The organism is Sphingosinithalassobacter sp. CS137 (assembly GCF_014334115.1).
Taxonomy (GTDB): domain Bacteria; phylum Pseudomonadota; class Alphaproteobacteria; order Sphingomonadales; family Sphingomonadaceae; genus Sphingomonas.
Window position 1 is genome coordinate 257,210 of sequence record NZ_CP060494.1, and the last position, 26,696, is coordinate 283,905.

Below are 26,696 nucleotides of genomic sequence, written 5' to 3' on the forward strand. Positions count from 1 at the left end.
CGGTCAGGCTCCTTGGGCGAGATCCTCCCCGGGACGGGGAGGGGGACCAGCCGCAGGCTGGTGGAGGGGGCGAGCCAGCAAGGCTGCGATCGATGCTGCCACGGCAGCAGGGTCGCGCAGCACCTCGGCGGCGGGATAGCGAAGGATGCGATAGCCGTTTTCGCAAAGGAAGGAGTCGCGGATTGCGTCAGATCGGGTCCGTGTTCCGCGGTTATGTGCTTCACCATCGACTTCGACGATCAGCCGGTGCGCCACGCAGCAGAAGTCAGTGACGTACGGGCCGATCGGGTGTTGGCGGCGGAACTTCGCGCCGGTGCGTGCAGCGCGAAGATGCTCCCAGAGAAGCACCTCAGGAAGGGCGAGGGCGCGCCGCTGTCTGCGGGCGAGCGCGGTTTCAGGACGGATCGCGCGCGGCAGCCCCCCTCCACCACGCTTCGCGCGGTCCCCCTCCCCGTGCCGGGGAGGATCTTCGACGGCTTCCCCCCTCACATCCGGAAGACGCCGAAGCGGGGCGTCTCAGGGATGGGGGCATTCAGGCAGGCGGCGAAGGCGAGGCCGAGGACGTCGCGGGTCTGGGCGGGGTCGATGATGCCGTCGTCCCAGAGGCGGGCGGTCGCGTGCCAGGGGTTGCCTTCGTCTTCGTATTTCTGGCGGATCGGCGCCTTGAAGGCCTCGGCTTGCTCGTCGCTCCACGAATCCGCATCGCGGTGGACGGTGGCGAGGACGCTCGCGGCCTGCTCGCCGCCCATCACGCTGATCCGGCTGTTGGGCCAGCTGAACAGGAAGCGCGGGCTGTAGGCGCGGCCCGCCATGCCGTAGTTGCCCGCGCCGAAGCTGCCGCCGATCAGGATCGTCACCTTGGGCACGCTGGCGGTGGCGACTGCGGTGACGAGCTTGGCGCCGTGCTTGGCGATGCCCTCTGCCTCGTACTTGCCGCCGACCATGAAGCCCGAGATGTTCTGGAGGAACAGCAGCGGAATGCGGCGCTGGCAGGCGAGTTCGATGAAATGCGCGCCCTTGACCGCGCTTTCGCTGAACAGGACGCCGTTGTTGGCGAGGATCGCGACAGGCATGCCCCAGATATGCGCGAAGCCGCAGACGAGGCTGGAGCCGTAGAGCGCCTTGAACTCGTGAAACTCGCTGCCGTCGACGAGCCGCGCGATGACTTCGTGGACGTCGTACGGCGCACGGACGTCCTGGGGGATGATGCCGTAGAGTTCCGAGGGGTCGTACTTCGGTGGTCTTGGTTCTCGCCGTGCTCCGGCGGAGGCCGGAGCGTTGGCGGCCAGGGCTCCGGCCTGCGCCGGAGCACAGGCCATGCCGAGGTTCGAGACGATGTCGCGCACGATCGTCAGCGCATGCTCGTCATTCTCCGCGACATGGTCGACGACGCCCGACTTGCGCCCGTGCAGGTCACCGCCGCCAAGATTCTCGGCGCTGATCTCTTCGCCCGTCGCGGCCTTCACCAGCGGCGGACCGGCGAGGAAGATCGTGCCTTGTTCGCGCACGATCACGCTTTCGTCGGACATGGCGGGGACATAGGCGCCGCCCGCGGTGCAGCTGCCCATCACGCAGGCGATCTGGGGGATGCCCAGCGCCGACATGTTCGCCTGGTTGAAGAAGATGCGGCCGAAATGGTCGCGGTCGGGGAAGACCTCGGCCTGGTGCGGCAGGTTCGCGCCGCCGCTGTCGACCAGATAGATGCAGGGCAGCCGGTTTTCCTGCGCGATCTCCTGCGCGCGAAGGTGCTTCTTCACCGTCATCGGATAATAGGTGCCGCCCTTCACCGTGGCGTCGTTGCACACGATCATGCACTGGCGGCCCGAGACGCGGCCGATGCCGGCGATCATTCCGGCGCCAGGCACCTCGTCGTCGTACATGCCGTTCGCGGCGAGCTGGCCGATCTCGAGGAACGGCGAGCCGGGATCGAGCAGCCGCTCGACGCGGTCGCGCGGGAGCAGCTTGCCGCGCGCGACATGCCGCTCCCTAGCACGCTCCGATCCGCCGAGAGCGGCCTGAGCGACGTCGGCGCGAAGCTTCTGCGCCAGTGCCTGATTGTGCGCGGCATTCGCACGGAAGCCATCGCTGTCCCGCGACAGCTGGGAAGTGAGAGCGGGCGCGCTCATGCGGCGCCTACGAGCTCGCGGCCGATCAGCATGCGGCGGATCTCGTTGGTGCCGGCGCCGATGTCGAGCAGCTTGGCGTCGCGGGCGAAGCGCTCGACCGGCCAGTCCTTGGTATAGCCGGCGCCGCCCAGCGCCTGGATCGCCTCGAGGCTGACCTTCACCGCGCTTTCGCTGGCGAGCAGGATCGCGCCCGCCGCGTCGAAGCGCGTGGTGCGGCCGGCGTCGCAATTCTTCGCGACCTGATAGACATAGGCGCGCGCCGAATTGAGCGCGACATACATGTCGGCGATCTTGGCCTGGATCAGCTGAAAGCTGCCGATCGGCTTGCCGAACTGGCTGCGCTCGCGAACATAGGGGAGAACCACGTCGAGGCACGCCTGCATGATGCCGAGCTGGATCCCGGCGAGCACGGTGCGCTCATAATCGAGCCCGCTCATCAGCACGCCGACGCCGCCGTTCACCGGGCCCATGACGTTCGCCTCGGGCACTTCGCAGTCGTTGAAGACGAGCTCGGCGGTGGGCGAGCCGCGCATGCCCATCTTGTCGATCTTCTGGCCGATCGAAAAGCCGGGCATGTCCTTTTCGATCAGGAAGGTGGTGATGCCGCGCGATCCCTCGCCGGTCTTGGCATAGACCACCAGCGTATCGGCATAGGCGGCGTTGGTGATCCAGAACTTCGTGCCGTTGAGCAGATATCCGGTATCGGTCTTTTCCGCGCGCAGCTTCATGCCGACGACGTCGGAACCCGCGTTCGTCTCCGACATGGCGAGGCTGCCGACATGCTCGCCCGAAATGAGCTTGGGCAGATATTTCGCCTTTTGCTCGTCGCTCGCCCAGCGGCGGATCTGATTGACGCAGAGGTTCGAATGCGCGCCGTAGCTCAGGCCGATCGACGCGGAGGCGCGGCTGACTTCCTCGACCGCGACGACATGCTCGAGATAGCCGAGGCCGAGACCGCCCCATTGTTCCTCGACGGTGATGCCGTGCAGGCCGAGCTCGCCCATCGCGGGCCAGAGCTCGCGCGGGAACCAGTCCTCAGCGTCGATCCGTGCGGCGAGCGGGGCGATCTGGTCCTCGGCGAAGCGGCGGGTGCTCTCGCGGATCATGTCGGCGGTGTCGCCGAGGCCGAAGTCGAGGGTCGGTTGCATCGTCTCTCCTTGTGGCAGTGATTCTGCCCTTCTTTGAGTCTCTCTAACCGCTCCCGCCGCGCTTGTCGAAGGTCGATTTTCCGATTGGAGAATCGAGCGCCAACGCCTCAGCGCGTCATGATGATCCCGTCCTCCACTGCGATCGGCCAGGGGGTGAGGCGCGAACCGGTGCACGGTCCGCCGAGGCAGCGGCCATCGTCGATCGCGAAGGTGGCGCCATGCCACGAGCAGAAGATGCGGTCGCCGGCGTCGGTCACATAGCGATCAAGTTGCTGCGCAAGCGGCAGGCCCTGGTGCGGGCAACGGTCGACATAGCCGTAGACCGACTCACCCTGCCGCACGATAAACCCGTGGAAGCGGCCCGCGCGCATTTCGAGGACATAGTTGCGTGCGCTGCCATCGGGGATGGCATCGAGCGGGCCGAGCGCGACTCCGGCCGGCGTGGCGGTGAGGCGCTCCACTCAGTTCCTCCCCGCTTGCGGGGAGGGGGACCGGCCGCAGGCCGGTGGAGGGGGTTGGCGGCAGGCGGAGTGCTTGGGGCTAGCCCCCTCCACCATGCTGCGCATGGTCCCCCTCCCCGTGCCGGGGAGGATCTTCACGGCAGTCTTGCCTTGGGAAAGTCCTTCCACGCGGCGTCATAGTCCGGCTGCGCCGTATCGATCGCGAATTGCGTAGGGCGGTAGGGCCAGCAGCTTTCGACCATGAAGGCCATGGTGCCTTCGATCTTGTGCGGCTGGAGATCGGCGCTCGACGCGGCTTCCCAGCTCGCCTTGTCGGGGCCGTGGCCCGCCATCAGATTGTGGAGCGAGAGGCCGCCGGGCGCGAAGCCCTCTGCCTTGGCGTCATAGGCGCCGTGGATCAGGCCCATCGCCTCACTCATCACGTTGCGATGGAACCAAGGCGGACGGAAGGTGTCCTCCGCGACCATCCAGCGCGGCGGGAAGATCACGAAATCGGCGTTGGCGCGGCCGGGCACGTCGCTGGGCGAGGTGAGCACGGTGAAGATCGACGGATCGGGATGGTCGAAACTGACCGTGTTGATCGTGTTGAACCGCGACAGATCATAGCGCCAGGGCGCGAGACTGCCGTGCCACGCCACGACGTCGAGCGGGCTGTGGTCGAGCGTCATCGCCCAGAGGCTGCCGAGATATTTCTGGACCACTTCGGTCGGCTCGTCGCGGTCCTCGAACCAGGCGGCGGGGGTCTCGAAATCCCGCGGATTGGCCAGGCCATTGGCACCGATCGGGCCGAGATCGGGCAGGCGAAACAGGCTGCCGTGATTCTCGGCGACATAGCCGCGCGCTTCGCCGTCGGGAAGCAGCGCGCGGAACTTCACGCCGCGTGGGACGAGCGCGATCTGGCCGGGAGCGATGTCGATGCGGCCAAGCTCGGTGAGCAGGGTGAGGCGGCCCTGCTGCGGCAGGAACAGCAGTTCGCCGTCGGAATCGACGAATACGCGGCGGTCCATGTCCTTGTTGGCGGCATAGAGATGGACTGCGACGCCCTCCAGGTCCGCGGGGTCGCGGTTGGCGAGCATCGTCGTCATGCCGTCGATCAGGTCGGTCGGCGCGCTCGGACCTTCGAGCGGCGACCAGCGCAGGCGGTTCGGAGCAACCGGTCCGTCGACCGTGCCGGGGGCGAAGCGCTGCGCGCCTTCATAGCGCGTATAGGGCGGATGCTCTGCGGTGGGACGCAGGCGATAGAGCCAGCTGCGCCGGTTCTCGTGGCGCGGCGCGGTGAAGGCGCTGCCCGACAGCTGTTCGGCATAGAGGCCGAAGGGGGGCTTCTGCGGCGAATTGCGGCCTTCGGGCAGCGCGCCGGGCACCGCTTCGGTGCTGACGTGGTTGCCGAACCCGGGGAGATAGGAAGTCATGCGGCCTCGTCCTAGTCACGTGCAGGAGAAGTCGGATGAGGGGAAAGCGCCGGCTTCCCCCTCATCCTCCTGCGGCCTTCCCTTCCTGTGGAGGAAGGGAAAACTTGGGGCCGGGTTATGTCCCGGCTCTCCCCTCCAAACTGTGCGTGCCCCGCATGCGCGGAGCGCGCGGCTCAGGCATCGACCTTGATCACGCCGCGGCGGATCTGGTCGAGCTCGATCGATTCGAACAGCGCCTGGAAATTGCCGTTGCCGAAACCCTCGTTGCCCTTGCGCTGGATGATCTCGAAAAAGATCGGGCCGAACATATTCTCGGTGAAGATCTGGAGCAGGATGCCTTCTTCGGTCGAGCCGTCGATCAGGATGCGGTTCTTCTTCATCCGGTCGAGGTCTTCGCCGTGGTTCGGCACGCGCTTGTCGACCAGCTCGTAATAGGTCTCGATCGTGTCCTGCAGGCGCACGCCGCGCTCGCGCAGCTTCTCGACCGTTTCGTAGATGTCGTCCGTGGTCAGCGCGAGGTGCTGGATGCCTTCGCCCTTATACTCGCGGATGAACTCCTCGATCTGGCTGTTCTCGTCCTGGCTTTCGTTGAGCGGGATGCGGATCGCCTTGTCGGGCGCGATCATCGCCTGGCTGAACAGCCCGGTCGCCTTGCCCTTGATGTCGAAATATTTCTGCTCCTCGAAGTGGAAGAGCTTGGAATAGAATTCCGACCAGACGCGCATCTGTCCGCGGCGGACATTGTGGGTGAGGTGGTCGAGCATGTCGAGGCCGACGCCGTTCTTGCGCGCCTCTTCCTCCCAGCCGGGAACTTCGTTCCAGTCGGCGTAGAGGTCCGCATCGTCCTGGACGAGATAGAGATAGCTGCCGCCGATCCCCTCGATCGCGCAGCTGCCTTCGCCGAGCGCTCCGATCGTCTCGTCGACCGGCCTGGCGCCGTGATCGAGCGCGGCCTGACGCGCGCCCGCCGGATCGCCGACGCGGAACGCCATGCCGCTGGCGGACGGGCCGTGCGCCGCGCGGAATTCGGCGGCCTGGCCGGTCGGCTCGCGATTGAGGAGCAGGTTGATGCGCCCCTGGCGGAACCGGACGATGTCCTTGGTCGGGTGCGTCGCGGCGGGGACGAAGCCCAGGCGCCGGAAATGATCCTCCATCGCCTGGGGATCGGGCGAGGTGAATTCGACGAACTCGAAGCCGTTGAGGCCGAGCGGATTGGTCTGGTCGGTCATGCTGCGCTCTCCTGTTCGGGCCGGCGGATACCGTAGCGGCGCAACTAGTGTCAAATGATACCAGTTGCGCCGCTTCTCTTCAGGAGAACGCAGGTTCCTATCCGGAGGTCCCTGCCGCCGTGGCGACGACATAGCCGAGATAGCCGGCATAGCCCGCCAGGAGGAGACCGCCCGCGGCGCGGCCGTAGCGCAGCCGCAGGCCCAGGAGCAGCATCAGCAGCGCGGTTCCGAGCAGGATCGGCAGATCGCGCGTCAGCAGCTCGGGCGGAAGCGCTCCAGGGGCGACGAGCGCAGTCATGCCGCCGATGCCGAGCAGATTGTAGATGTTGGACCCGACGACATTGCCGAACGCGACTTCGCCATGGCGGCGCAGCGCGGCGATCACCGAAGTGACGAGTTCGGGCAGCGAGGTGCCGACCGCGACGATGGTGAGGCCGATCAGCGCCTCGGACATGCCGAGCCGCTCGGCCAGTTCGATCGCACCGCCGACGAGCAGATTGCCGCCGAGGACCAGCAACGCGAGTCCGCCGAGCACCAGGAGCGCGGCGCCCGCGCCACCGCGGCGTGCGGCGGGCGCATCGGCTTCCGCCGCTCCGGTTACGGGCGCCGCGGCCGCACGCTCGTTGCGATAGGCGAGGACGAGATAGCCGGCGAGCAGCCCGAGCAGCGCCACGCCCGCCAGCGTGCCGACCGGCCCCTGGAGGGCAAGGATGAACAGCAGCGCTGTCGCGGCAAGCGCCATGATGCCGTCGCGGCCGAGAGAGGCGCGCGTGACTGCGAACGGCGCCAGTACTGCCGCGAGGCCGAGGATCAGGAGCGTGTTGGCGAGGTTCGACCCGACGACATTGCCCCAGGCGATGCCGGGCGAGCCGAGCAGGGCGGCCTCGATGCTGGTGACGAGTTCGGGCGTCGATGTGCCGAAGCCGACGACGACCAGCCCGACCACGAGCGGCGACAGGCGCGCGAGCGCAGCAAGACGCACTGCGCCGCGCACCAGCGCTTCGCCTCCGGCGACGAGCAGCAGCAGCCCGCCCACGATCGATGCGAACAGGATCATGCGCGTGCGTTCCGAATGTGGATCATGTGAATTGGCATTGCCGACCTCCGTCGATGAACATCATCGATCGAGCGCGCGTCGGCGAGGCTCGGAGGGGGAGGGTTCGGGGACCGGCCGAACCTGCACCGAGCGCGCTCGATGCGGCCGACATCACGATGCCATCGAATGGCGCCGCCAGAGGGGCCCGGTCCGCGCCGATCCAGATCGTGTAGCGCCGGCCGCTTGTCAACCGCCCCCGGTGCTGCGGCGGGCACGATGGCCGCGAACCGCTGTCGCAGCGTCCGATCGGACGAGGCGAGCGTATGCGCCCAGAGCTGGGCTTTCGCCGCTGCGGGAGAAAATTGGTGGATCACCGCCATCACAGGCGATATCAGGGAGCGAACGCGCCAGGCAACCCACAAGGCTAGAAAAGTATCTCGATGATTCGCTCGATCAGCAGCCGTGAAGTAGTCAATACCTTCCTGAACTTCTTCGAGCAGAAGAAGCATTTGAGGATTCCGGGACATTCGGTGGTCCCTAACAACGATCCTTCGCTTCTGTTCATCAATTCCGGGATGGCGCCGCTCAAATCCTATTTTCTCGGAACCGAGCGCCCGCCGCAGCCCGAGCTCTGCGATATTCAGCGGTGCGTGCGCACCAACGACATCGAGGAAGTCGGCGACCGCCACCATCTGACCTTCTTCGAGATGATGGGCTCCTGGTCGATCGGCGGCTATTGGAAGGAAGAGGCGATCGCGCTCGCCTGGGAGCTGCTGACGAAGCACTTCGGCTTCCCGCCGGAATCGCTCTATGCGACCTATTATCGCGGCGATCCGGAACTCGGCATCCCGGGCGACGACGAGTCGGCCGGCATCTGGGAACGGGTCGGCATGGCGGCCGACCACATCATTCCGATGGGCGCGGACAATTTCTGGGGGCCGGCAGGCGAGTTCGGCCCGTGCGGCCCCTGTACCGAGGTGTTCTACGACACCGGCGACGCCTATGGCGAACGCTACGTGCCGGGCGGCCATTTCGACGACGTGAACCGCTATATCGAGATCTGGAACGCTGGCGTGTTCATGCAGTACAACAAGCTGCCGAGCGGCCTCGAGCCGCTCGACATGCGCAGCGTGGACACCGGATCGGGCGTCGAGCGCATCCTGATGGCGCTGAACGGCGTCGAGACGGTGTACGAGACCGACCTGCTGAGCCCGCTGACGAGCTTTGCCTCGGCGCAGCTCGACCTGCCGACCTCGGACCGGTCGGTGCGGCTGATCTCCGATCACGTGCGCGCGGCGACGATGATCTTCGCCGATCGCGTGAAGCCCGCCGCCAGCGGCCCCGGCTATATTCCGCGCCGATTGGTGCGCCGCGCAGTCGCGGCGGCACGGCAGCGGGCGCCGGAATTCGACTTCGCCTCCATGGTGGAAATCGCGATCGATAATGCCGGCGAATGGAATCCGCACGTCGCCGAGCGGCGCGACGAGATCAAGGCGGTGTTCGCGCGCGAGCAGGAAGAATTCGAGGCGACGCTCACCGCAGGGCTGGGCAAGCTCGAGGACGCCTATGCCAAGGGCGAAGGGCATATCGACGGCGCCACTGCGTTCAAGCTGTTCGGCACCTATGGCCTGCCGGTCGACACGATCCGCGAATATGCCCTCACGCGCGGCGGCAGCTTCGACGAAGCCGGCTTCCAGGAAGCGTTCGCCGAGCATCAGGAACTGTCGCGCGCGCTGAAGGACAAGGAAACCGGCTCGGGTGTGGCCGCGGCGATGGAGCACCTGCCGCAGACCGAATTCGTCGGGTACCGGCATCTGGAAGTCGACGGCAATGTGCTGGGCCTCTTCCGCGAGGAGGAGCGCGTCGAGTCCGCGCAGGCGGACGAGGAAATCGTGCTCGTGCTCGATCGGACGCCCTTCTACGCCGAGGGCGGCGGGCAGATCGGCGACCGCGGCGCGATCACGGCCGACGGCCTGCTCATCGAAGTGCACGACGTGGTCCAGGGCTCGCCCGGCGTATTCGCGCATCAGTGCACCGTCCGTGACGGCAGCGTGCGCGAGGGTCAGCGCGTGCATCTCGCCGTCGACAGCCAGCATCGTCACCAGGTGCAGGGGAACCACAGCGCGACTCACCTGCTGCACGCAGCGCTTCGCAAGGTGCTCGGCACTAACGTCGGCCAGGCCGGATCGCGCGTCGACGGCGATCGGCTCCGCTTCGACTTCACCTATGGCGAAAAGCTGTCCGACGAGACGCTCGCGACGATCGAGGAGATGGTCAACGACGCGATCCTCGCCAATCTGCCGCAGGTCGAGCGCAAGATGGGCTATGACGAGGCAGTCGAGGCGGGCGCGCTCGCGTTCTTCGGCGACAAATATGGCGCCGAGGTTCGCACGGTGACGTTCGGCGACGTTTCGATGGAGCTGTGCGGCGGCACCCATGTCGGCGCGACCGGAGAGATCGGCCCGTTCGTGATCCTCTCGGAAGGCAGCGTCGCGCGCGGTGTTCGCCGGATTCAGGCAGTGACCGGGCGTGCGGCCTATCGGCTGCTGCGCGATCACGACCGGCTGCTCCAGCGCGTCGCCGCCAAGCTCAACGCCAAGCCCGAGGAACTCGAAGGCCGGGTCGAGAAGCTGATGGCCAAGCGCGATGCCGTTCCGGCTGCAGGCGCCGCAGCCTCCGGGCCGAGCCCGGAGGCACTGGCGAGCCAGGCCGCTGCGCTGGCCGACGGCACCCCCGCGGTCATCGCCCGGATCGAGGCGCCCGCCGAGGCACTGCGCGGGCTGGCGCTCGACACGGCGCGGGCGATCGGCGGGGTCGTGGTGCTTGCTGTGACGGCGGAAGACCGCGCGAATGTGACGATCGCCGTGCACAATGATTGCGCTCCGCCCTGGCATGCCGGGCAAATGCTCAAGCGGCTGCTGCCGATCATCGACGGGCGGGGCGGCGGCAAGGATACGCTCGCGGCCGGCGCCGGGACGAATGTGCCGAAGCTCGACGAGCTGCTTGCCGAGGCACGCGCGCTCGCGCCAGCGGCGGCCTGAGGCACCTCGCGTGAGCTGACGCAGACGGGCGGCTGCCGAACGGGCTCCGGCCCGCGCGGCACACCGCCTGCGTTCAGCCCTGCGCTGCCGCGCGTCCGGCAGCGCGGCCGCTGAAGAGGCAGCCGCCCAAGAAAGTGCCTTCGAGCGAGCGGTATCCGTGCACGCCGCCGCCGCCGAAACCGGCGGCTTCGCCCACCGCGAACAGGCCGGGTACGGGATTGCCGTCGGCGCCCAATACCTGCGCGTCCAGATCGGTCTCCAGCCCGCCCAGCGTCTTGCGAGTGAGGATGTTCAGGCGAACCGCGATCAGCGGTCCTTCGCCGGGATCGAGGATGCGGCGAGGCCTGGCGGTGCGGAACAGCCGTTCGGTGCGGGCGCGGCGGGCATTGTGGATGCCCATCACCTGGAAGTCCTTGGAAAAATCATTCGCAAGCTCGCGATCGCGCGCGGCGATCGCCGTCTCGATCCGCGCAAGATCGAGCGGATGCGCGCCGGCGATGCGGTTTATGCCCGCGACCAGTGTCCTCAGATCGTCGGCGACGACGAAGTCCTCGCCGTGGCGCTTGAACGCCTCGACCGGACCCGGCGCGCTGCGGCCGACAGCGCGGCCCGCCACCTTGCGCCAGCTGCGCCCGGTGAGATCGGGATTCTGCTCCGAGCCCGAAAGCGCGAATTCCTTGCGGATGATCGACTGGTTGAGCACGAACCAGCTGTGCGGATTGCCGCCGCGCATCAGATGCTCGAGCGTGCCGAGTGTATCGTAGCCGGGCAGGTACGGCGCGGGCAGCCGATCGCCGGCGGCATCGAACCACATCGACGAGGGCCCCGGCAGGATCCGGATGCCGTGGCCGTTCCAGATCGGGTCCCAGTTCCGGAGGCCCTCGACATAGTGCCACATGCGATCGGGATTGATCACCCGTCCGCCCGCCGCCTGCGTGATCTCGATCATCCGCCCGTCGACATGCTCCGGCACGCCGCGCACCAGGAACTCGGGTGGCGTTCCGAGCCGATCGGGCCAGGCGCTTCGCACGCGCGCGAAATCGCCGCCGATGCCGCCCGAAGCGACGATCACCGACCCTGCGGAGAAGCTGAAATCGCCGGTCTCCACGCGCGAGCTGCCGGTGCCGCGCGGCGCGGCGCTCGGTTCAAGCACGCGGCCCGAGACGCCGGTGACGCGGCCGCCGCTCCGCTCGATCGCATCGACACGGTGGCGCCAGGCGAAGCGCAGCGTGCCCGCGCGCTCGGCCTCGCGCGCCAGCCTGGCGAAGGGCTCGACGACGCCCGGGCCGGTTCCCCAGGTGACGTGAAAACGCGGCACCGAATTGCCGTGGCCGGTGGCGCTGCCGTCGCCGCGCTCGGCCCAGCCGACGATCGGGAACAGCCGGTGCCCCTTGCTGCGGAGCCAGTCGCGCTTTTCGGTCGCCGCGAAGGTGACATAGGCCTCGGCCCATCGGCGCGGCCAATGATCCTCCTCGCGGTCGAAGCCGGCGGTTCCGATCCAGTCCTGCCATGCGAGATCCAGACTGTCGCGGATGCCCATGCGGCGCTGCTCGGGGCTGTCGACCAGGAACAGCCCGCCCAGCGACCAGAATGCCTGTCCGCCGAGGTTCGCCTCGGGCTCCTGTTCGACCACGAGCACGGTCGCGCCGCCAGCCACGACTTCGGTGGCGGCGACCAGCCCGGCAAGCCCCGCGCCCACCACGATCACGTCTGCGTCCATTATTGCGCCTCCCCCTGCTCCATGCGCATCCGGGCCGAGGGGCATCGCCTCCAGCCGCTGGCGCGATCGACTATACCACCGTTCCGGCTCGCCTGCCTCTGCCCGTCGGCTTTAACATTGACATTGGTGTCAATACACTTCGAGGCTGTCAATCGCGCGTGCGGCCCGAACGCCGGATCGGAAGTCCGCCGTCGGGCGTGGAGTTGCCTTGGCGCAGGCGGGGGCGCAGGAGGGGATTGATTTGCCTGATTGCTCGGAGATCCGTTCCATGCCTCAGTCCTCGCCGCGGCCGAAGCGGCGCAAGCGCAGCGCCGAGGAAGCGCGCAGCGAGGCGCTCGATGCGGCGCGCGCGCTGCTGATCGAGCGCGGGCCGGCGGCGGTCACGCTGGCCAATGTCGGCCGGGCGATCGAGATGTCGCACACCAATGTGATCCATCATTTCGGCTCGGCGGCCGGGCTCCAGACGGCGCTGATGGAATATATGATCCGCGATCTGGCCGATGCGCTCGCCGATGCGGTGAGCGCGCTCCACGTCGATGCGGCGGCGCCGACCCGGCTGGTCGACCATGTGTTCGATGCGTTCGGCGAGGGCGGGGCGGGTCAGCTCGCCGCCTGGCTCGCGCTGAGCCGCGAGTTCGAGCATTTCGACCTGCTGCGCGATGCGGTGGTCGATCTGGTCGAGGCGGTGCGCGCGCGGCTGCCCGATGCCCCGGGCGACGAGGAGCGCACGCGCGGGCTCGTCCTGCTCATCGCGATCTGCGCGTTCGGCGATGCGGTGATCGGGCCGCACCTGCGCCCGATGCTGGGACAGGGCGACGAAGCCACGCGCACCCTAGTCGCCCAGCTTCTTCCGCTGCTCGCGTCGCCTTCCGCCACGCGCTGAGACGGGCACCGCTTCCAGCCCGGAGGCTGTGCGCCGGCGTGTCCGAATCCGCGAGTGGTGCAATTCGGCATGTCTTTAAAAAATGCTTAACGCCGATCAAGCGCGCTTCTTTTCGCGTTGTGCGGTGGCGGTGTCGAGCGTACCGCCGCACGTGGAGTCGCTCTGAGTCCGAGCGTCCGGCAGGGGGCAGAGAAAATGCGTCGTATCGTTGTTGCGGCTCCGAACGGGGCTGTGCGCCCGATCCGTATGCGCGCGTTTGCCGCAGGACTTCTGCTTTCCGGAACCGCACTGACGGCGCCGCAAGTCGCGCGTGCTCAGGCGGTCATCGTTCACAACGCCAATACCAGCTACAATGGCACGGTGACCGAAAACGCCGATGTCTATGTCGGCGACGGCACCTCCGGCACGCTGAACCTCGGCACCGGCGGCACCTATACCAACACCGGCACGATGCGGGTCGGCCATCGGCCGGGCGGCGACGGCACGATCAACGCGACGGGCGGATGGAATTCGAACGGCGACCTGATCATCGGGTCGGACGGCGGCACCGGAACCGTCAATCTGAACGGTGCCGCCGCGCTGCGCGTGGGCTTGACCGGCACAGGCAGCATCTATCTCTCCAGTGACACCACAGGGACCGGCCGACTGCGGATCGGCAGCGCAGCCAGCAGCGTCAGCGCCGGTTCGATCGTGTTCAGCAGCGCGACCAGCGTGCTGGAGTTCGCGCACGGCAGCACGGCTCCATACGACTTCACGATCGGAATGGTCGGACTGTGGGACGCGGGCACGATCCTGCAGTCGAGCGGCATTACGCGACTTAGCGGAGACAGCAGCGGCTTCGGCGGTGTTGCCCGCGTCGTCGGCGGCACGCTGCTGCTGGACGGGTCGCTTGGCGGCGCGATCGACGTGCAGGGCGGGACGCTGGGTGGCGTCGGCTCCTCCGCCGGGTCCGTCACCGTCGCGGATGGGGCCAGGCTTTCCCCCGGCGGTGACGGGGCGGTCGGCACGCTCACGATGGGCGGCCTTTCGCTGTCCGGCGGCAGCATCCTGGCGTTCGACCTCGGCGCACCGCTGGAGATCGGCGGCACGACGAACGACCTGCTGGTCGTGAACGGCAACCTGACGCTCGACGGAACGCTCGACATCACCAACACCGGGATGGGCGACGGCTTCGGCGGCGGTCTCTACCGGCTCATCAGCTATACCGGCGCGCTGAACGATCAGGGTCTGGCGCTCGGCGCACTTCCGACGGGAACCGACGCCTCCAAGCTCGAGATCCAGACCGCGGTGGCGGGGCAGGTGAACCTGTTCAACGGCGCTGCGCCGAACTACGCCTTCTGGGACGGCAACAACCCCGCGCTGCACGGCGATGGGGTGATCCAGGGCGGAAGCGGCACCTGGACCGCCGACTCGTCCGGCAACGCATGGACGAATTCGGGCGGCGTGGCGATCGGCGGCTTCAGCCCCAATCCCGGTCTGGCGATCTTCGCGGGTTCGGCCGGCACAGTCACCGTCGATACCAGCGCCGGCGCGATCGGACTGACCGGAATGCAGTTCGCCACCGACGGTTATCGGCTGGAGGGCGGAACGCTCGATCTCGCGAGCACCCTGACCAACGTTCGTGTCGGCGACGGCACCAGCGCCGGCAGCGGCTGGCGCGCGACGATCGACACGATTCTTGCCGGTTCGGGCGGGCTCGAGAAGAACGATCTCGGCACGCTCGTCCTCAGTGGCATCAACAGCTATACCGGCGAAACGCGGATCAGCGCGGGGACGCTGGAGCTGCGCGGCGGCAGCGCCATCGCGGACGGCGGCGCCGTCACGCTCGGCAATGTGGGCAGTGCCCGGCTGCTCGTCCTCAATTCGGAGACGATCGGCGCGCTTTCCGGCGGCGGCACTTCGGGCGGCTATGTCGAGATCGCCGCGGGACAGCTGCTCACCACGGGGAACGGCACCAGCACCAGCTTCGGCGGGATCATTTCCGGCCCGGGCGCGCTCGCCAAGGCGGGAAGCGGCACGCTGACGCTAAGCGGGGCGAATACGTTCAGCGGCGGGACGGCGGTCCTGGCCGGGACGCTGATCGGCGGCGCGACCAATGCCTTCGGCAGCGGCGCAATGACGGTCGACGGCACGCTCGACATCGGCGGCTTCAACCAGCAAGTCGCTTCGCTGGCCGGATCGGGAACGGTGACCAACAATGGCACCGGCCGGACCCTGACGATCTCCGGATCGGAATCGACGACCTTCTCCGGAACGATTCGGAACGGCAGCGGGGTGCTCGGCCTCGTCAAGGCCGGAAGCGGCACGCTGACGATCACCGGCGCCACGATTCACAGCGGTGCGTTCGCGATCAACGGCGGCAGTGTCGTGCTGGATGGCCTGATCAGCGGCACCGGCACCCTTGCAGTGGCGAACGGTGCCTCGTTCGGTGGCCTCGGTTCGACGACTCGGACGGTTAGTGTCACCTCGGGCGGCACGATTGCGCCGGGTGCGGCAGGCGTCGGGACGCTGACGGTCGGCGGGCTCAACATGAGCTCGGGATCGCGGATGGCATTTCAACTCGGCGCGCCCGGGGCGTCCGGCGCGAGCGATCGCATTCAGGTCAATGGCGTAGTCACGCTGAACGGCGCGGTCGTCGACGTGACCGATGCCGGCGGGTTCGGACCCGGCGTGTATCGCCTGATCGACTATACCGACTTCCTGGACGGTTCGGGCGCCATCTCGATCGGCAACAAACCCGTCGGCACGGCGCTTTCGATCCAGACCGCGGTCGACTATCAGGTCAACCTGGTCAACTCGACTGGGCTGACGCTGCAATTCTGGGACGGCGGCGATCCGGCGCTGTGGAACAACGGCGCGGTCAACGGCGGCAGCGGCACCTGGTCGAACAGCGGCGTTGGCTGGACCGACGCCAATGGTCTCGTCACCGCGCCGATGCAGCCCGTCCCGGGCTTCGCGGTCTTCCAGGGCACGCCGGGCACGGTGACCCTGCAGTCGACGCCGCCTGCGAACTTCTGGGAGGACCCCACGCCGGTCCAGTTCACCGGAATGCAGTTCGCGTCGGACGGCTATAGCCTTGGCGGCGACATCGTTTATCTCAGCCCTGGCGACCGCATCTTTCGCGTGGGCGACGGCACCAGCGCGGGTGCAGGCTACACCGCCACGATCAACTCGACGATCCAGGGTTTCGGCACGCTGGTGAAGACCGACCTGGGGACACTGGTGCTCACCCAGGCGAACCAGAACAGCGGCGGCGTCCGCATCGAGGCGGGCACGTTGCGCGTCTCCACCGGCGCGCTGGGCAGCGGCGCCGTCTCGATGACCGGCGGCGTTCTGGACTATGCCAGCGGTGCCGCGATCAGCAATGCGCTGAGCGGGACGCTGACGCTGAACCAGACCGGCGGCTCCGCGACTCAGTCGGGCGCGATCAGCAGCGGTTCACTCACCAAGACGGGTGATGGCACGCTGACGCTGTCGGGAAGCAATAATTATTCGGGCGACACCATCGTTCAGGCCGGTCGTCTCACCCTTGCCAACGCCGGTGTGGCGTCGGCGCGAAGCAGCTTCACGATAGCGAGCGGCGCCACGCTCGCGCTGACCAGTTCAAGCCAGATCGGCGCGCTGTCCGGAGCGGGCACCGTGATTACCGGCGGAAACAATCTTGCGGTAGGAGGCAATAGCGCCGACGGAAGCTATTCGGGAAGCCTGACCGGTATCGGCGCGCTTCAGAAGCTGGGCTTGGGCACGCAGACCCTTACCGGCGCGAGCACCTATAGCGGCGGGACGGTGATCGCCGGCGGAACCCTGCAGATCGGCGATGGCGGCGCAACCGGTTCGATCACCGGTATCATCATCAACAACGGCAGGCTGCGCTACAATCGAACCGGCCTGCTCACCCAGTCGGATGTGATTTCGGGCATCGGTCGCGTGGAGGTTTCGGGCGGCATTCAGCTCACCCTCACCGCCACCAATAGCTATACCGGCGGCACGACCATCGACAACGGAAGCCAGCTGTGGATTTCCGGCACGAACGCCTGGATCGTCGGTGACGTGGTCAACAACGGCGTGTTCACCATCAGCCGCGCGGGGTCGAACACCTTCACCGGCACGATCTCCGGCTCGGGCGTGTTTCAGCAGGGCACGGGTGAGCTGATCCTCACGGCCGACAGCAGCTTCACGGGTCGCACGAACGTCGGCGGAACGCTGCGGCTCGGCGACGGCGGGACGACCGGATCGCTGGCGTCGGGCACGATCAACCTGATGTCGGGCGGCACGCTGATCGCCAACCGCTCCAACGATCTCGTGCTTTCGTCCGAGATCGCCGGCGCCGGCAGCTTGCAGCATGCCGGATCGGGCACGCTGGTCCTGACCGGCGCGGCATCGCATGGCGGCGGCACCGTGAGCAGCACGGGAACGCTGCAGATCGGCGATGGCGGGACCAGCGGGTCGATCCAGGGCGCGATCACCGCGGCCGGCGACATCGTGTTCAACCGGTCGGACGACCATGCCTTCACGGGCAGCATCGTCAGCGCGCAGAACGTGATCAAGCGCGGCGCCGGCACGCTGACGATGAACGGACTCTATTCGACCACCGTCATCGATTCGGGGACGTTGCGCCTCGTCGGATCGGGCGCGGGCGGATTCGAGACGCTGTACGTCAGCCCGGTCGTGAACAACGGCGCGCTGGTGTTCGATCGCTCGAACGCGACGGTGATGGACGGCGTCATTTCCGGCAGCGGCAGCGTGGAAGTGCGCGGCGGCCAGCTGGTGACGTTGCGCGGAGCGAACACCTATACCGGCGGAACCGTGATCACGAGCGGTCAGCTCGTACTCAACACGGGCTCGGTTGTCGGCGATATCGTGAACCAGGACCGGTTGGTCTTTGCCAGTCCGGGAACGTTCAACGGAACGATTTCCGGGACGGGGACGGTCCGCATCAGCGATGCGCTGACGATGACCGGTGCGCAGAGCTACACCGGCACCACCTATATCCACACCGGCAGCACGCTCGCGGTCCGCGGCTCGCTCGCATCCCGATCGATCGAGGTCGAGGGTACGCTGGTCGGCGAGGGCGCCGGCGACTTTACGGTGTCGGGCGCGATCAGCGGCCAGGGCGCCCTGCACAAGGCAGGCACCGGCACGATGGTGCTGACCGGTGCGGTCCTGCTCGACGGCGGCGCGCAGATCACGGGCGGAACGCTTCAGATCGGCGACGGGGGCAGCACCGGATCGATTTCCGGAACGATCACCAACGACGGCGTGCTGGCATTCCATCGCGACGAATGGACGTTCGACAGCCGGGTCGTCGGGACGGGCGTGCTTCGCCAGATGGCCGGCAAGACGATCCTGACCAATCTCGTCCGGCCTGGCGGCGGCACGCAGATCCTTGCGGGCGGGACGCTCCAGGTCGGCAATGGCGGCACGATCGGTGCGCTCGAGAGCGATGTCCAGAACGATGGCGCGCTGGTGTTCGCACGGAGCGATTTCTTCAGCTTCTCCCATTCGGTAACGGGCAGCGGCAGCCTGACCCAGGCGGGGCCGGGCACGCTTCGTCTGCTCAACGACAACAGCTATACGGGCGGCACGACGATCGCTGGCGGCACGCTGCAGATCGGCAACGGTGGCACCATCGGCTCGATCGTCGGCAGCGTCGTGAACAATGGCGTGCTGGCCTTCCAGCGTTCGGACGATGTGACGTTCGGCGGGGCCATCAGCGGCACCGGATCGCTGCAGAAGCTGGGCACGAATGTGCTGACGCTGACGGGCGAGAACAGCTTCGCCGGGGGCACGACGATCCTCGGCGGCACGCTGCGGATCGGCAATGGCGGCACGACCGGCACGATCACGGGACCGATCGCCAACAGCGGCACGCTGACCTTCGAGCGTTCGGACACGTCGAGCTATGGCGGCACGATCAGCGGCGCCGGGAGGCTCGTCAAGGCGGGCGCAGGCACGCTGGTGCTGACCGGCGATGCGCTGCACAGCGGCGGCACCACGATCGCGGCGGGCATGCTGCAGGTCGGCGGAGGCGGCACGACCGGCTCGATCGCGGCGGATGTCGTGACCAACGGCACGCTGGCGTTCAACCGCTCGGACCTGGTGACGTTCGGCGGCCCGATCAGCGGCACCGGGCAACTCGTGCAGGCGGGCAGCGGCACGCTGGTGCTGACGGGCGCGGCGACGCACAGCGGCGGCACGACGGTTGCCGCGGGCACGCTCCGCGTAGGCGACGGCGCGACCGGCGGATCGCTGGCGGGCGACGTGGTCACCAACGGCACGCTCGTCTTCGACCGTTCCGACAGCCACAGCTTCACGGGTGCGATCAGCGGCACCGGTCAGCTGGTGCAGCAAGGCAGCGGGACGCTGGTGCTGGCGGGAGCCGCCACGCACAGCGGCGGCACCACGATCGCAAGCGGCACGCTGCGCGTGGGCAACGGCGTGACCGGCTCGCTTGCGGGCGATGTGGTCAACGAGGGCGTGCTGGCGTTTCACCAGATGGGCGACGTCACTTTCGGTGGCACGATCAGCGGCACGGGCTCGCTTGAGAAGCTGGGCGCCAACACGCTGACGCTGACCGCCGATCACAGCTATGCCGGCGGCACGACGATCGCAGCGGGCATGCTGCGGATCGGCGACGGCGGGACCAGCGGGTCGCTGGTCGGGGCCATCATCAACGACGGAACACTGACCTTCGACCGCTCGGATACGTCCAGCTTCGGCGGCACGATCAGCGGCAGCGGTCAGCTTGTGAAGGCGGGCGCGGGCGCGCTGCTGCTCACCGGTGACGCAACGCACAGTGGCGGCACGACGGTGTCGGCGGGCATGTTGCAGATCGGCGGCGGCGGCACGAGCGGGTCGCTCGCGGGCGATGTCGTGACCAACGGCACGCTGGCATTCAACCGTTCGGACTTCGTCACCTTCGGCGGAGCGATCAGCGGCAGCGGGCGGCTGGTCCAGGCGGGCAGCGGCACGCTCGTCCTGGCAGGTGCAGCGACGCACAGCGGCGGCACCACGGTCGCGAGCGGTACGCTGCGGATCGGCGACGGCGGGACCGCGGGCTCGCTCGCCGGCGACGTGGTTAACAACGGGACTCTCGCGTTCGACCGCTCCGACATGTTCGGCTTCGCAGGCGCGATCAGCGGCACCGGCTGGCTGGTGAAGACCGGCAGTGGCACGCTGGTGCTGACCGGTGGCGCGACGCACAGCGGCGGCACGAGCATCGCCTCGGGCGCGCTGCAGATCGGCAACGGTGGCACGAGCGGTTCGCTCGCCGGCAATGTCGTCACTGCGGGCACGCTGATCTTCAATCGCTCGGACGACGTCAGCCTCGCCGGAACGATCAGCGGCACGGGCTCGCTGCAGAAGCTGGGCACCAACGTGCTGACGCTCACGGGCAACAACAGCTTCGCAGGCGGCACGACCATCGCGGGCGGCACGCTGCGGATCGGCGACGGCGGCACGAGCGGCGCGATCATCGGTTCGGTCTCGAACAGCGGCACGCTGGTTTTCGATCGTTCGGACACGCTGCGCTACGGCGGCGCGATCAGCGGCGCCGGCCGGCTCGTCCATGCGGGCTCGGGTACGCTGGTGCTGACCGGCAGCGCGCGTCACGACGGCGGCACGACCGTTGCCGGCGGTACGCTCCAGATCGGCGACGGCGGCACGACCGGCGTGCTGATGGGCCCCGTCATCAACAGCGGAACGCTGGTGTTCAATCGGTCCGACACCACCGACTTCTCGGGGTCGATCAGCGGTACCGGGAGCCTGGTGCAGGCGGGCAGCGGCCTCCTGCTGCTCACCAGCAGCCACAGCTTCACGGGCGGAACGCGCGTCGAGGCGGGCGGACTGGCGCTTGCCGGGATTTCGCTTCAGGGCGATGTTTCCGTCGTCGGCGGGATGCTGGGCGGCGTCGGCTCGATCGCGGGCCGGGTCACGATGGGCAACGGTACGCTTGCGGGCGGGCAGGGGCAGTTGCTCTCGATGGGCGCGCTTGCGCTCGACAGCCGTTCGACCGTTCACGTTGGGCTGGGCGCTCCGACGGGCGGCGGCGCGCTGTTCTCGGTCGCCGGCGACCTGACGCTCGACGGCACGCTCACTGTCACCGATCTCGGCGGCTTCGGCGCCGGGATCTATCGCCTGTTCGATTATGGCGGCACGCTCACCGACAACGGGTTCGCGTTCGGCACGCTTCCCGCGGGCATCGTCGCGGCGGATCTTTGGGTGCAGACCTCGACCGCCAATCGCGTGAACCTCGTCAGCACGGCGGGCGCGACGCTGAGCTTCTGGGACGGCAGCGCCGCCGCCAATGCGAATAACGGAGTCGTCGACGGCGGCGCCGGCACCTGGCGCGTGGATCTGCGCGGCTGGACCAGCGCGGATGGCAGCGTCAACGGCCGCTATTCGCCGAACCCGAGCTTCGCGATCTTCCAGGGAACTGCCGGGGCAGTGACGGTGGACGGCAGCGGCGGCGCGATCGGCGTCACCGGCATGCAGTTCGCAGTCGATGGCTATAGCCTCTCGGGCGATACGATCACGCTTGCCGATCCGCAGTCGATCGTTCGGGTCGGCGACGGCAGCACCGCCGGCGCTGCCACGCGCGCGACGATCGCGAACGTGCTCGGTGGGGCCGGCGGGCTCGTCAAGAGCGATCTCGGCACGCTGATTCTTGCCGGTGCGAACAGCTATACCGGCGGAACGACCGTCTCGGGCGGTGTGCTGCAGATCGGCGATGGCGGCACGTCGGGCTCGATCATCGGCGATGTCGTGACCAACGCCACGCTGGCGTTCAATCGTTCGGACGCAGCGACTTTCGGCGGCGCAATCAGCGGCACCGGTACGCTGGTGCAGGCCGGGAGCGGCACGCTGACGCTGACCGGCGCCGCGACTCACAGCGGCGGCACGACGATCGCGAGCGGCACGCTGCGGATCGGCAACGGCGGCATGACCGGCGCGCTCGCGGGCGATGTCGTGAACAACGGCACGCTGGTCTTCGACCGCGCCGGATCGGTCGCCTTCGGCGGCACCGTGTCGGGCAGCGGATCGCTCGTGCAGGCCGGGAGCGGCACGCTCGTCCTCTCGACGGCGCACAGCTACACCGGCGGCACGCGCATCGAGCGCGGTTCGCTGGTGCTTTCGGGCGGATCGCTCGCGGGCGACGTGACCGTGGGCGGCGGCGTCTTCGGCGGCAGCGGCAGCGTTGCCGGGCGCGTCTCGGTCGGAAACGCCACGCTATCGGCGATGCAGGGGCAGCCGCTGACGATGGGCGCGCTCACGCTTTCGGCCGGGTCGTTCGTCGACGTCGGGCTGGGCGCGCCGAGCGGTGCGGCGGTGTATCGCATCGGCGGCGACCTGACGCTCGACGGCACGCTGGGCGTGCTGGATCTCGGCGGCTTCGGCGGCGGCATCTACCGCCTGTTCGACTATGGCGGCACGCTGACCAACAACGGGCTCGAGATCGGCGGCACGCCCACCGGCGTCGCGGCAACCGACCTGCGCGTGCAGACCGCGGTGGCCGGCCAGGTGAACCTCGTCAGCACGACGGGCGTGACGCTCAGCTTCTGGGACGGCGCGGCAGCCGCCAACGTCGACAACGGAAGGATCGACGGCGGCACCGGCGTCTGGCGCGCCGACGGCCTTGGCTGGACCAACGCCGACGGCACGCTCAACGGTAGCTACAGCCCCAATCCGACCTTCGCCGTGTTCCAGGGCGCGGCAGGCGCAGTGACGGTGGACGGCAGCGCGGGCGCGATCGCCGTCACCGGCATGCAGTTCGCTGTGGACGGCTATACCGTCACCGGCGACGCCATCACGCTCGCCGACGCGCAGACGGTCGTCCGCGTCGGCGACGGCAGCGCGGCGGGGGCGGGCATTCGCGCCACGCTGGCGAACGCGCTGGTCGGCACCGGCGGACTCGCCAAGAGCGACCTCGGCACGCTGATCCTCACCGGCACCAACAGCTATTCGGGCGGGACGACGATCGGCAGCGGGACGCTGCAGATCGGCAACGGTGGAACCCTCGGCACGATCACGGGCGACGTCGTTAACAACGCCACGCTCGCCTTCGACCGTTCGGATGCCTTCGTCTTCGGCGGTGCGATCAGCGGCACCGGCGCTCTGGTGAAGGCCGGCGGCGGCACGCTGACCCTGACCGGAAGCGCGACCCATGGCGGCGGCACGACGGTCGCCGCGGGCACGCTGCGCGTCGGGGCCGGAGGGACCACGGGGTCGCTCGCGGGCAATGTGACCAACAACGGCACGCTCGCGTTCGATCGTTCCGACAGCCTGACCGTCGCCGGCAGCATCGCCGGCAGCGGTGCGCTGGTCCAGGCGGGCGGCGGCACGCTGGTGCTCACCGGAGTCGCGACCCACGGTGGCGGTACCACCATCTCCGCAGGCACGTTGCGGATCGGCAACGGCGGCACGACCGGCTCGATCGTGGGCAGCATCGCCAATGCCGGGGTGTTGGCGTTCGACCGCTCGGACGCGGCGACCTTCGCGGGCACGGTCACCGGCAGCGGGCGGGTCGTGCAGGCGGGCAGCGGCACGCTGCTGGTCACCGGCGCGCTGGCGCATGGCGGCGGCACGGCGATCACGCAGGGAACGCTCCAGCTCGGCACCGGCGGCAGCCTGTCGGGCGCGGTCGATCTGGCGGGAACGCTTGCCTTCGCACGTGCCGACGCGGTCGATTTTGCAGGCTCGATCAGCGGAGCCGGAACGCTTCGCCAGATCGGGGCGGGGGCGCTGACGCTCTCGGGCAACAGCAGCGGCTTCACCGGCGCGACTCTCGTGACCGCCGGCAGGCTCGCGGTGAACGGCGTGCTCGGCGCCAGCCAGTCGACGCTCGACGTGCAGGGCGGCGCCACGCTGGCCGGCACCGGAACGATCGGCGGGCGCGTGGCGCTGGCCGATGGCGCGACGCTGGCGGGCATCCAGGGGCAGACTCTCGCGATGGGGGCGCTTGCGCTGTCCTCGGGCTCGATCGTCGACGTGACGCTCGGCGGGTCCGGCACGCAGGCATTGTTCAGCGTCGCGGGCGATCTGACGCTCGACGGCACGCTCAACGTCACCGATCTCGGCGGGTTCGGCGTCGGCGTCTACCGGCTGTTCGACTATGCCGGTGCGCTCACCGATCGTGGACTGGCGATCGGCACGCTGCCGGGCGGCAGCTCGGCGGACGATGCCTATGTGCAGACTGCGGTCGCGAACCAGGTCAACCTCGTCAACAGTTCGGGCGTGACGCTGCATTTCTGGGACGGCGGCGATGCCGCCAATGCCAACAACGGCAGCGTGGACGGCGGCTCGGGAAGCTGGTCGAACAGCGGCCGCAACTGGACCGGTGCCGACGGTCGCGTGAACAATGCCATGACGCCGCAACCCGGCTTCGCCATTTTCCAGGGCGCTGCCGGTACGGTGCGCATCGACGGCTCGGCAGGCGCGGTGATCGCGACCGGCATGCAGTTCGCGAGCGACGGCTATCGCCTTGCCGGCGACGCGCTGACGCTTTCGGGCGAGCGGGCGATCGTGCGGGTGGGTGACGGCAGCGCGACGGGTGCGGGCTTCACCGCTACGATCGACGCCGCGATCGGCGGCAGCGCGGCGCTGGTGAAGACCGATCTGGGCACGCTCGTGCTTACCGGGGCCAACAGCTATACCGGCGGCACGATCGTTCAGGCGGGCACGCTGGTCGGCAACGCCGCCTCGATCCGCGGCGATATCGACACTGCGGGCACCGTCGTCTTCGATCAGGCGGGCGACGCCAGCTTCGGTGGAGCAATTTCCGGCAGTGGCACGCTGGTGAAGCAGGGCGCGGGCGCGCTCCGGCTCACCGGGACGAACAGCGCCGACTGGTCGGTGCTGGCGGGCGATCTGGTGTCGACGAGCGCGCTGTTCACCGGCGATCTCGACATCGCGGCGAACGCGACGTTCACCTTCGATCAGGCGACCAATGGCGTCTATTCCGGGAGCATCACCGGAGCCGGCTCGATCCGGTTCCTCGGTGGCGGTGTGGTCCAGCTCACCGCGGCGTCGAGCGGCTTCCAGGGTCTGACGACGATCGGCGAAAGCGGCACGAGCACCATGCTGTCGGTCAACGGCACGCTCGGAGGACGGCTGTTCGTCGCCAGCGGCGGTACGCTGATGGGCAACGGCACCATCGGCTCGACGACCGTTGAGGGCACGATCGCGCCGGGCAATTCGATCGGCGCGCTGCGCGTCGACGGCGATCTCGTGTTCGGCGCTTCCGGCACCTATCAGGTCGAGTTCAATCCGCTGGGGCAGGTCGACCGTGTCGACGTCACGGGAACGGCGACGCTGGGAGGAGCCCGGGTGGTCGCCATCGGCAGCGGCGGGAACTACGCGCCGCAGACCGACTATACCATCCTCACCGCCCAGGGCGGCGTGCAGGGGACGTTCGGCGGCGTGACGAGCGATCTTGCCTTCCTCACCCCCGAGCTCCGCTATGCGGCGAACAGCGTGGTGCTGCGGATGCAGCGCAACGACGTGTCGTTCGACCGGGTGGCGCGCAGCTTCAACCAGCGGAGCACCGCCGTCGCGGTCGAGGATCTCGGCTTCGGCACGCCGCTGTACACGGCGGTCGCCAACCTCTCGGCGGAGGACGCGCGCGGGGCGTTCGATCAGCTGTCGGGCGAGGATCATGTCACGCTGCGCGGTGCGCTGGTCGAGGACAGCCGCTTCCTGCGCGACGCGTTCGCTGCGCGCGGGGCGATGGGCGGGGCCGTCGAAGGCGCCGCCATCTGGGGCCAGGTGCTGGGTTCGTGGCGAAGCGCCGAGGGCGATGGCAACGCTTCGGGATACGACCGCTCGGTCGAAGGACTGATCGCGGGCGTCGAAGGCGCGCTGGGGGCCAACTGGCGCATCGGCGCCGCCGCCGGATACAGCACGACCGAGCTGCGGACCGACGCCGGAGCCGAGCAGCTGGTCGAGACGATGCATGTCGGCGGCTATGCGGCGGGCAGCTACGGCGGGTTCCATGCAACGCTCGGCGCCGGCTATGCCGCGCACGAGGTGAATGCGTCGCGCCGCGTCGCGTTCGGAGCGATCTCGGATACCGCCAATGCGGACCATGCGATGAGCACGGCGCAGCTGTTCGGCGAAATCGGCTACCAGCACGATTATGGTGGCTTTTCGCTCGAACCCTTTGCCGGGATCGCGCATGTCGCCCTCTCCGGTGCGGCACTTCAGGAGCGCGCAGAGCTCGTGGCGCTCCGCACGCGCACCGATGGCTTCAGTGCCAGCTTCGGGACGATCGGCGTCCGCGCGTCGAGCGCCTTCGATGTCGGCAGCGTCGGCATGCATCTGGATGCCGCCGTCGCGACGCGGCATGTGCTGGGCGATCGAATCCCCTCGGCCGATTTCAGCTTCGGCAGTGGCCCCGCGTTCCGGGTCCGCGGGCTGGGCATCGAGCGCAGCCTGGCGACGGCCAATCTGGGGATCGGCGTGGACGTCGGGCAGCGGACGAGCATCCGCCTGGCCTATGACGGCGCTTTCGGGAGCAGGAGCGAGGATCACGGCGTGCGCGCCGGGCTGACCGTTCAGTTCTGACGCAAGGCTCTGCGATCCGCTCGCATTGATAGTTCCGCGTGCGGAAGGGGGGCGCCAGAGGCCTTGCTGCCCCCTTCGGC

Annotated in this window: 11 protein-coding genes; 3 read left to right on the plus strand and 8 right to left on the minus strand. The window is 68.5% G+C overall.

The annotated features are described in order from the left end of the window. Positions 1-3: 3 nt before the first annotated feature. From H7V21_RS01220 to H7V21_RS01250, 7 genes are all read right to left on the minus strand, one after another. Entirely contained in the window at positions 4-489 is a 486-nt protein-coding gene (locus H7V21_RS01220; protein ID WP_316715486.1) for an endonuclease domain-containing protein, read from the minus strand. Continuing rightward, complete coding sequence (locus tag H7V21_RS01225; RefSeq protein ID WP_188054839.1) at positions 486-2,126, minus strand: carboxyl transferase domain-containing protein; 1,641 nt, start codon at positions 2,124-2,126, stop codon at positions 486-488. Before H7V21_RS01225 ends, H7V21_RS01220 begins: the two co-directional genes overlap by 4 nt. After that, positions 2,123-3,274, minus strand: a complete 1,152-nt coding sequence (locus H7V21_RS01230) for an isovaleryl-CoA dehydrogenase (RefSeq protein WP_188054840.1) — start codon at positions 3,272-3,274, stop codon at positions 2,123-2,125. The genes H7V21_RS01225 and H7V21_RS01230 overlap by 4 nt, the downstream gene beginning before the upstream one ends. Before the next feature lie 107 nt (positions 3,275-3,381). Beyond that, a complete protein-coding gene (locus H7V21_RS01235) occupies positions 3,382-3,735 on the minus strand; it encodes a Rieske (2Fe-2S) protein (RefSeq protein ID WP_262503950.1) in 354 nt (117 codons plus the stop codon). A gap of 134 nt (positions 3,736-3,869) precedes the next feature. Beyond that, the gene (gene hmgA, locus H7V21_RS01240; protein WP_188054841.1) at positions 3,870-5,147 is read right to left on the minus strand and encodes a homogentisate 1,2-dioxygenase; all 1,278 of its coding nucleotides are present in this window, start codon (positions 5,145-5,147) and stop codon (positions 3,870-3,872) included. A gap of 173 nt (positions 5,148-5,320) precedes the next feature. After that, entirely contained in the window at positions 5,321-6,376 is a 1,056-nt protein-coding gene (gene hppD / locus H7V21_RS01245; protein ID WP_188054842.1) for a 4-hydroxyphenylpyruvate dioxygenase, read from the minus strand. A 97-nt stretch (positions 6,377-6,473) separates the two neighbouring features. Further along, positions 6,474-7,433 (minus strand): calcium/sodium antiporter, encoded by a 960-nt coding sequence (locus H7V21_RS01250; protein WP_188054843.1) that lies wholly within the window; start codon positions 7,431-7,433, stop codon positions 6,474-6,476. Positions 7,434-7,852: 419 nt separating this feature from the next. On the opposite strand from H7V21_RS01250, the gene alaS reads away from it, so the two are divergent. Continuing rightward, positions 7,853-10,453: an alanine--tRNA ligase gene (alaS, locus tag H7V21_RS01255; protein WP_188054844.1), complete on the plus strand. Its 2,601-nt coding sequence runs from the start codon at positions 7,853-7,855 to the stop codon at positions 10,451-10,453. Positions 10,454-10,526: 73 nt separating this feature from the next. Here the strand turns inward: alaS and H7V21_RS01260 are convergent, their stop codons facing one another. Next, positions 10,527-12,173 (minus strand): FAD-binding dehydrogenase, encoded by a 1,647-nt coding sequence (locus H7V21_RS01260; RefSeq protein ID WP_188054845.1) that lies wholly within the window; start codon positions 12,171-12,173, stop codon positions 10,527-10,529. 268 nt (positions 12,174-12,441) lie between these two features. Here H7V21_RS01260 and H7V21_RS01265 point away from each other — a divergent pair, with 268 nt between their 5' ends. Further along, a complete protein-coding gene (locus H7V21_RS01265; RefSeq protein WP_188054846.1) occupies positions 12,442-13,056 on the plus strand; it encodes a TetR/AcrR family transcriptional regulator in 615 nt (204 codons plus the stop codon). A 246-nt stretch (positions 13,057-13,302) separates the two neighbouring features. Then, positions 13,303-26,616 (plus strand): autotransporter-associated beta strand repeat-containing protein, encoded by a 13,314-nt coding sequence (locus H7V21_RS01270; RefSeq protein ID WP_188054847.1) that lies wholly within the window; start codon positions 13,303-13,305, stop codon positions 26,614-26,616. Positions 26,617-26,696 lie beyond the last annotated feature (80 nt).

Excerpts from the sequence above, each read along its gene's own strand:
- H7V21_RS01225 (WP_188054839.1), bottom strand. The coding sequence starts at position 2,126 with ATGAGCGCGCCCGCTCTCACTTCCCAGCTGTCGCGGGACAGCGATGGC.
- H7V21_RS01230 (WP_188054840.1), bottom strand. The coding sequence starts at position 3,274 with ATGCAACCGACCCTCGACTTCGGCCTCGGCGACACCGCCGACATGATC.
- hmgA (WP_188054841.1), bottom strand. The coding sequence starts at position 5,147 with ATGACTTCCTATCTCCCCGGGTTCGGCAACCACGTCAGCACCGAAGCG.
- hppD (WP_188054842.1), bottom strand. The coding sequence starts at position 6,376 with ATGACCGACCAGACCAATCCGCTCGGCCTCAACGGCTTCGAGTTCGTC.
- H7V21_RS01250 (WP_188054843.1), bottom strand. The coding sequence starts at position 7,433 with ATGATCCTGTTCGCATCGATCGTGGGCGGGCTGCTGCTGCTCGTCGCC.
- alaS (WP_188054844.1), top strand. The coding sequence starts at position 7,853 with ATGATTCGCTCGATCAGCAGCCGTGAAGTAGTCAATACCTTCCTGAAC.
- H7V21_RS01260 (WP_188054845.1), bottom strand. The coding sequence starts at position 12,173 with ATGGACGCAGACGTGATCGTGGTGGGCGCGGGGCTTGCCGGGCTGGTC.
- H7V21_RS01265 (WP_188054846.1), top strand. The coding sequence starts at position 12,442 with ATGCCTCAGTCCTCGCCGCGGCCGAAGCGGCGCAAGCGCAGCGCCGAG.
- H7V21_RS01270 (WP_188054847.1), top strand. The coding sequence starts at position 13,303 with ATGCGCGCGTTTGCCGCAGGACTTCTGCTTTCCGGAACCGCACTGACG.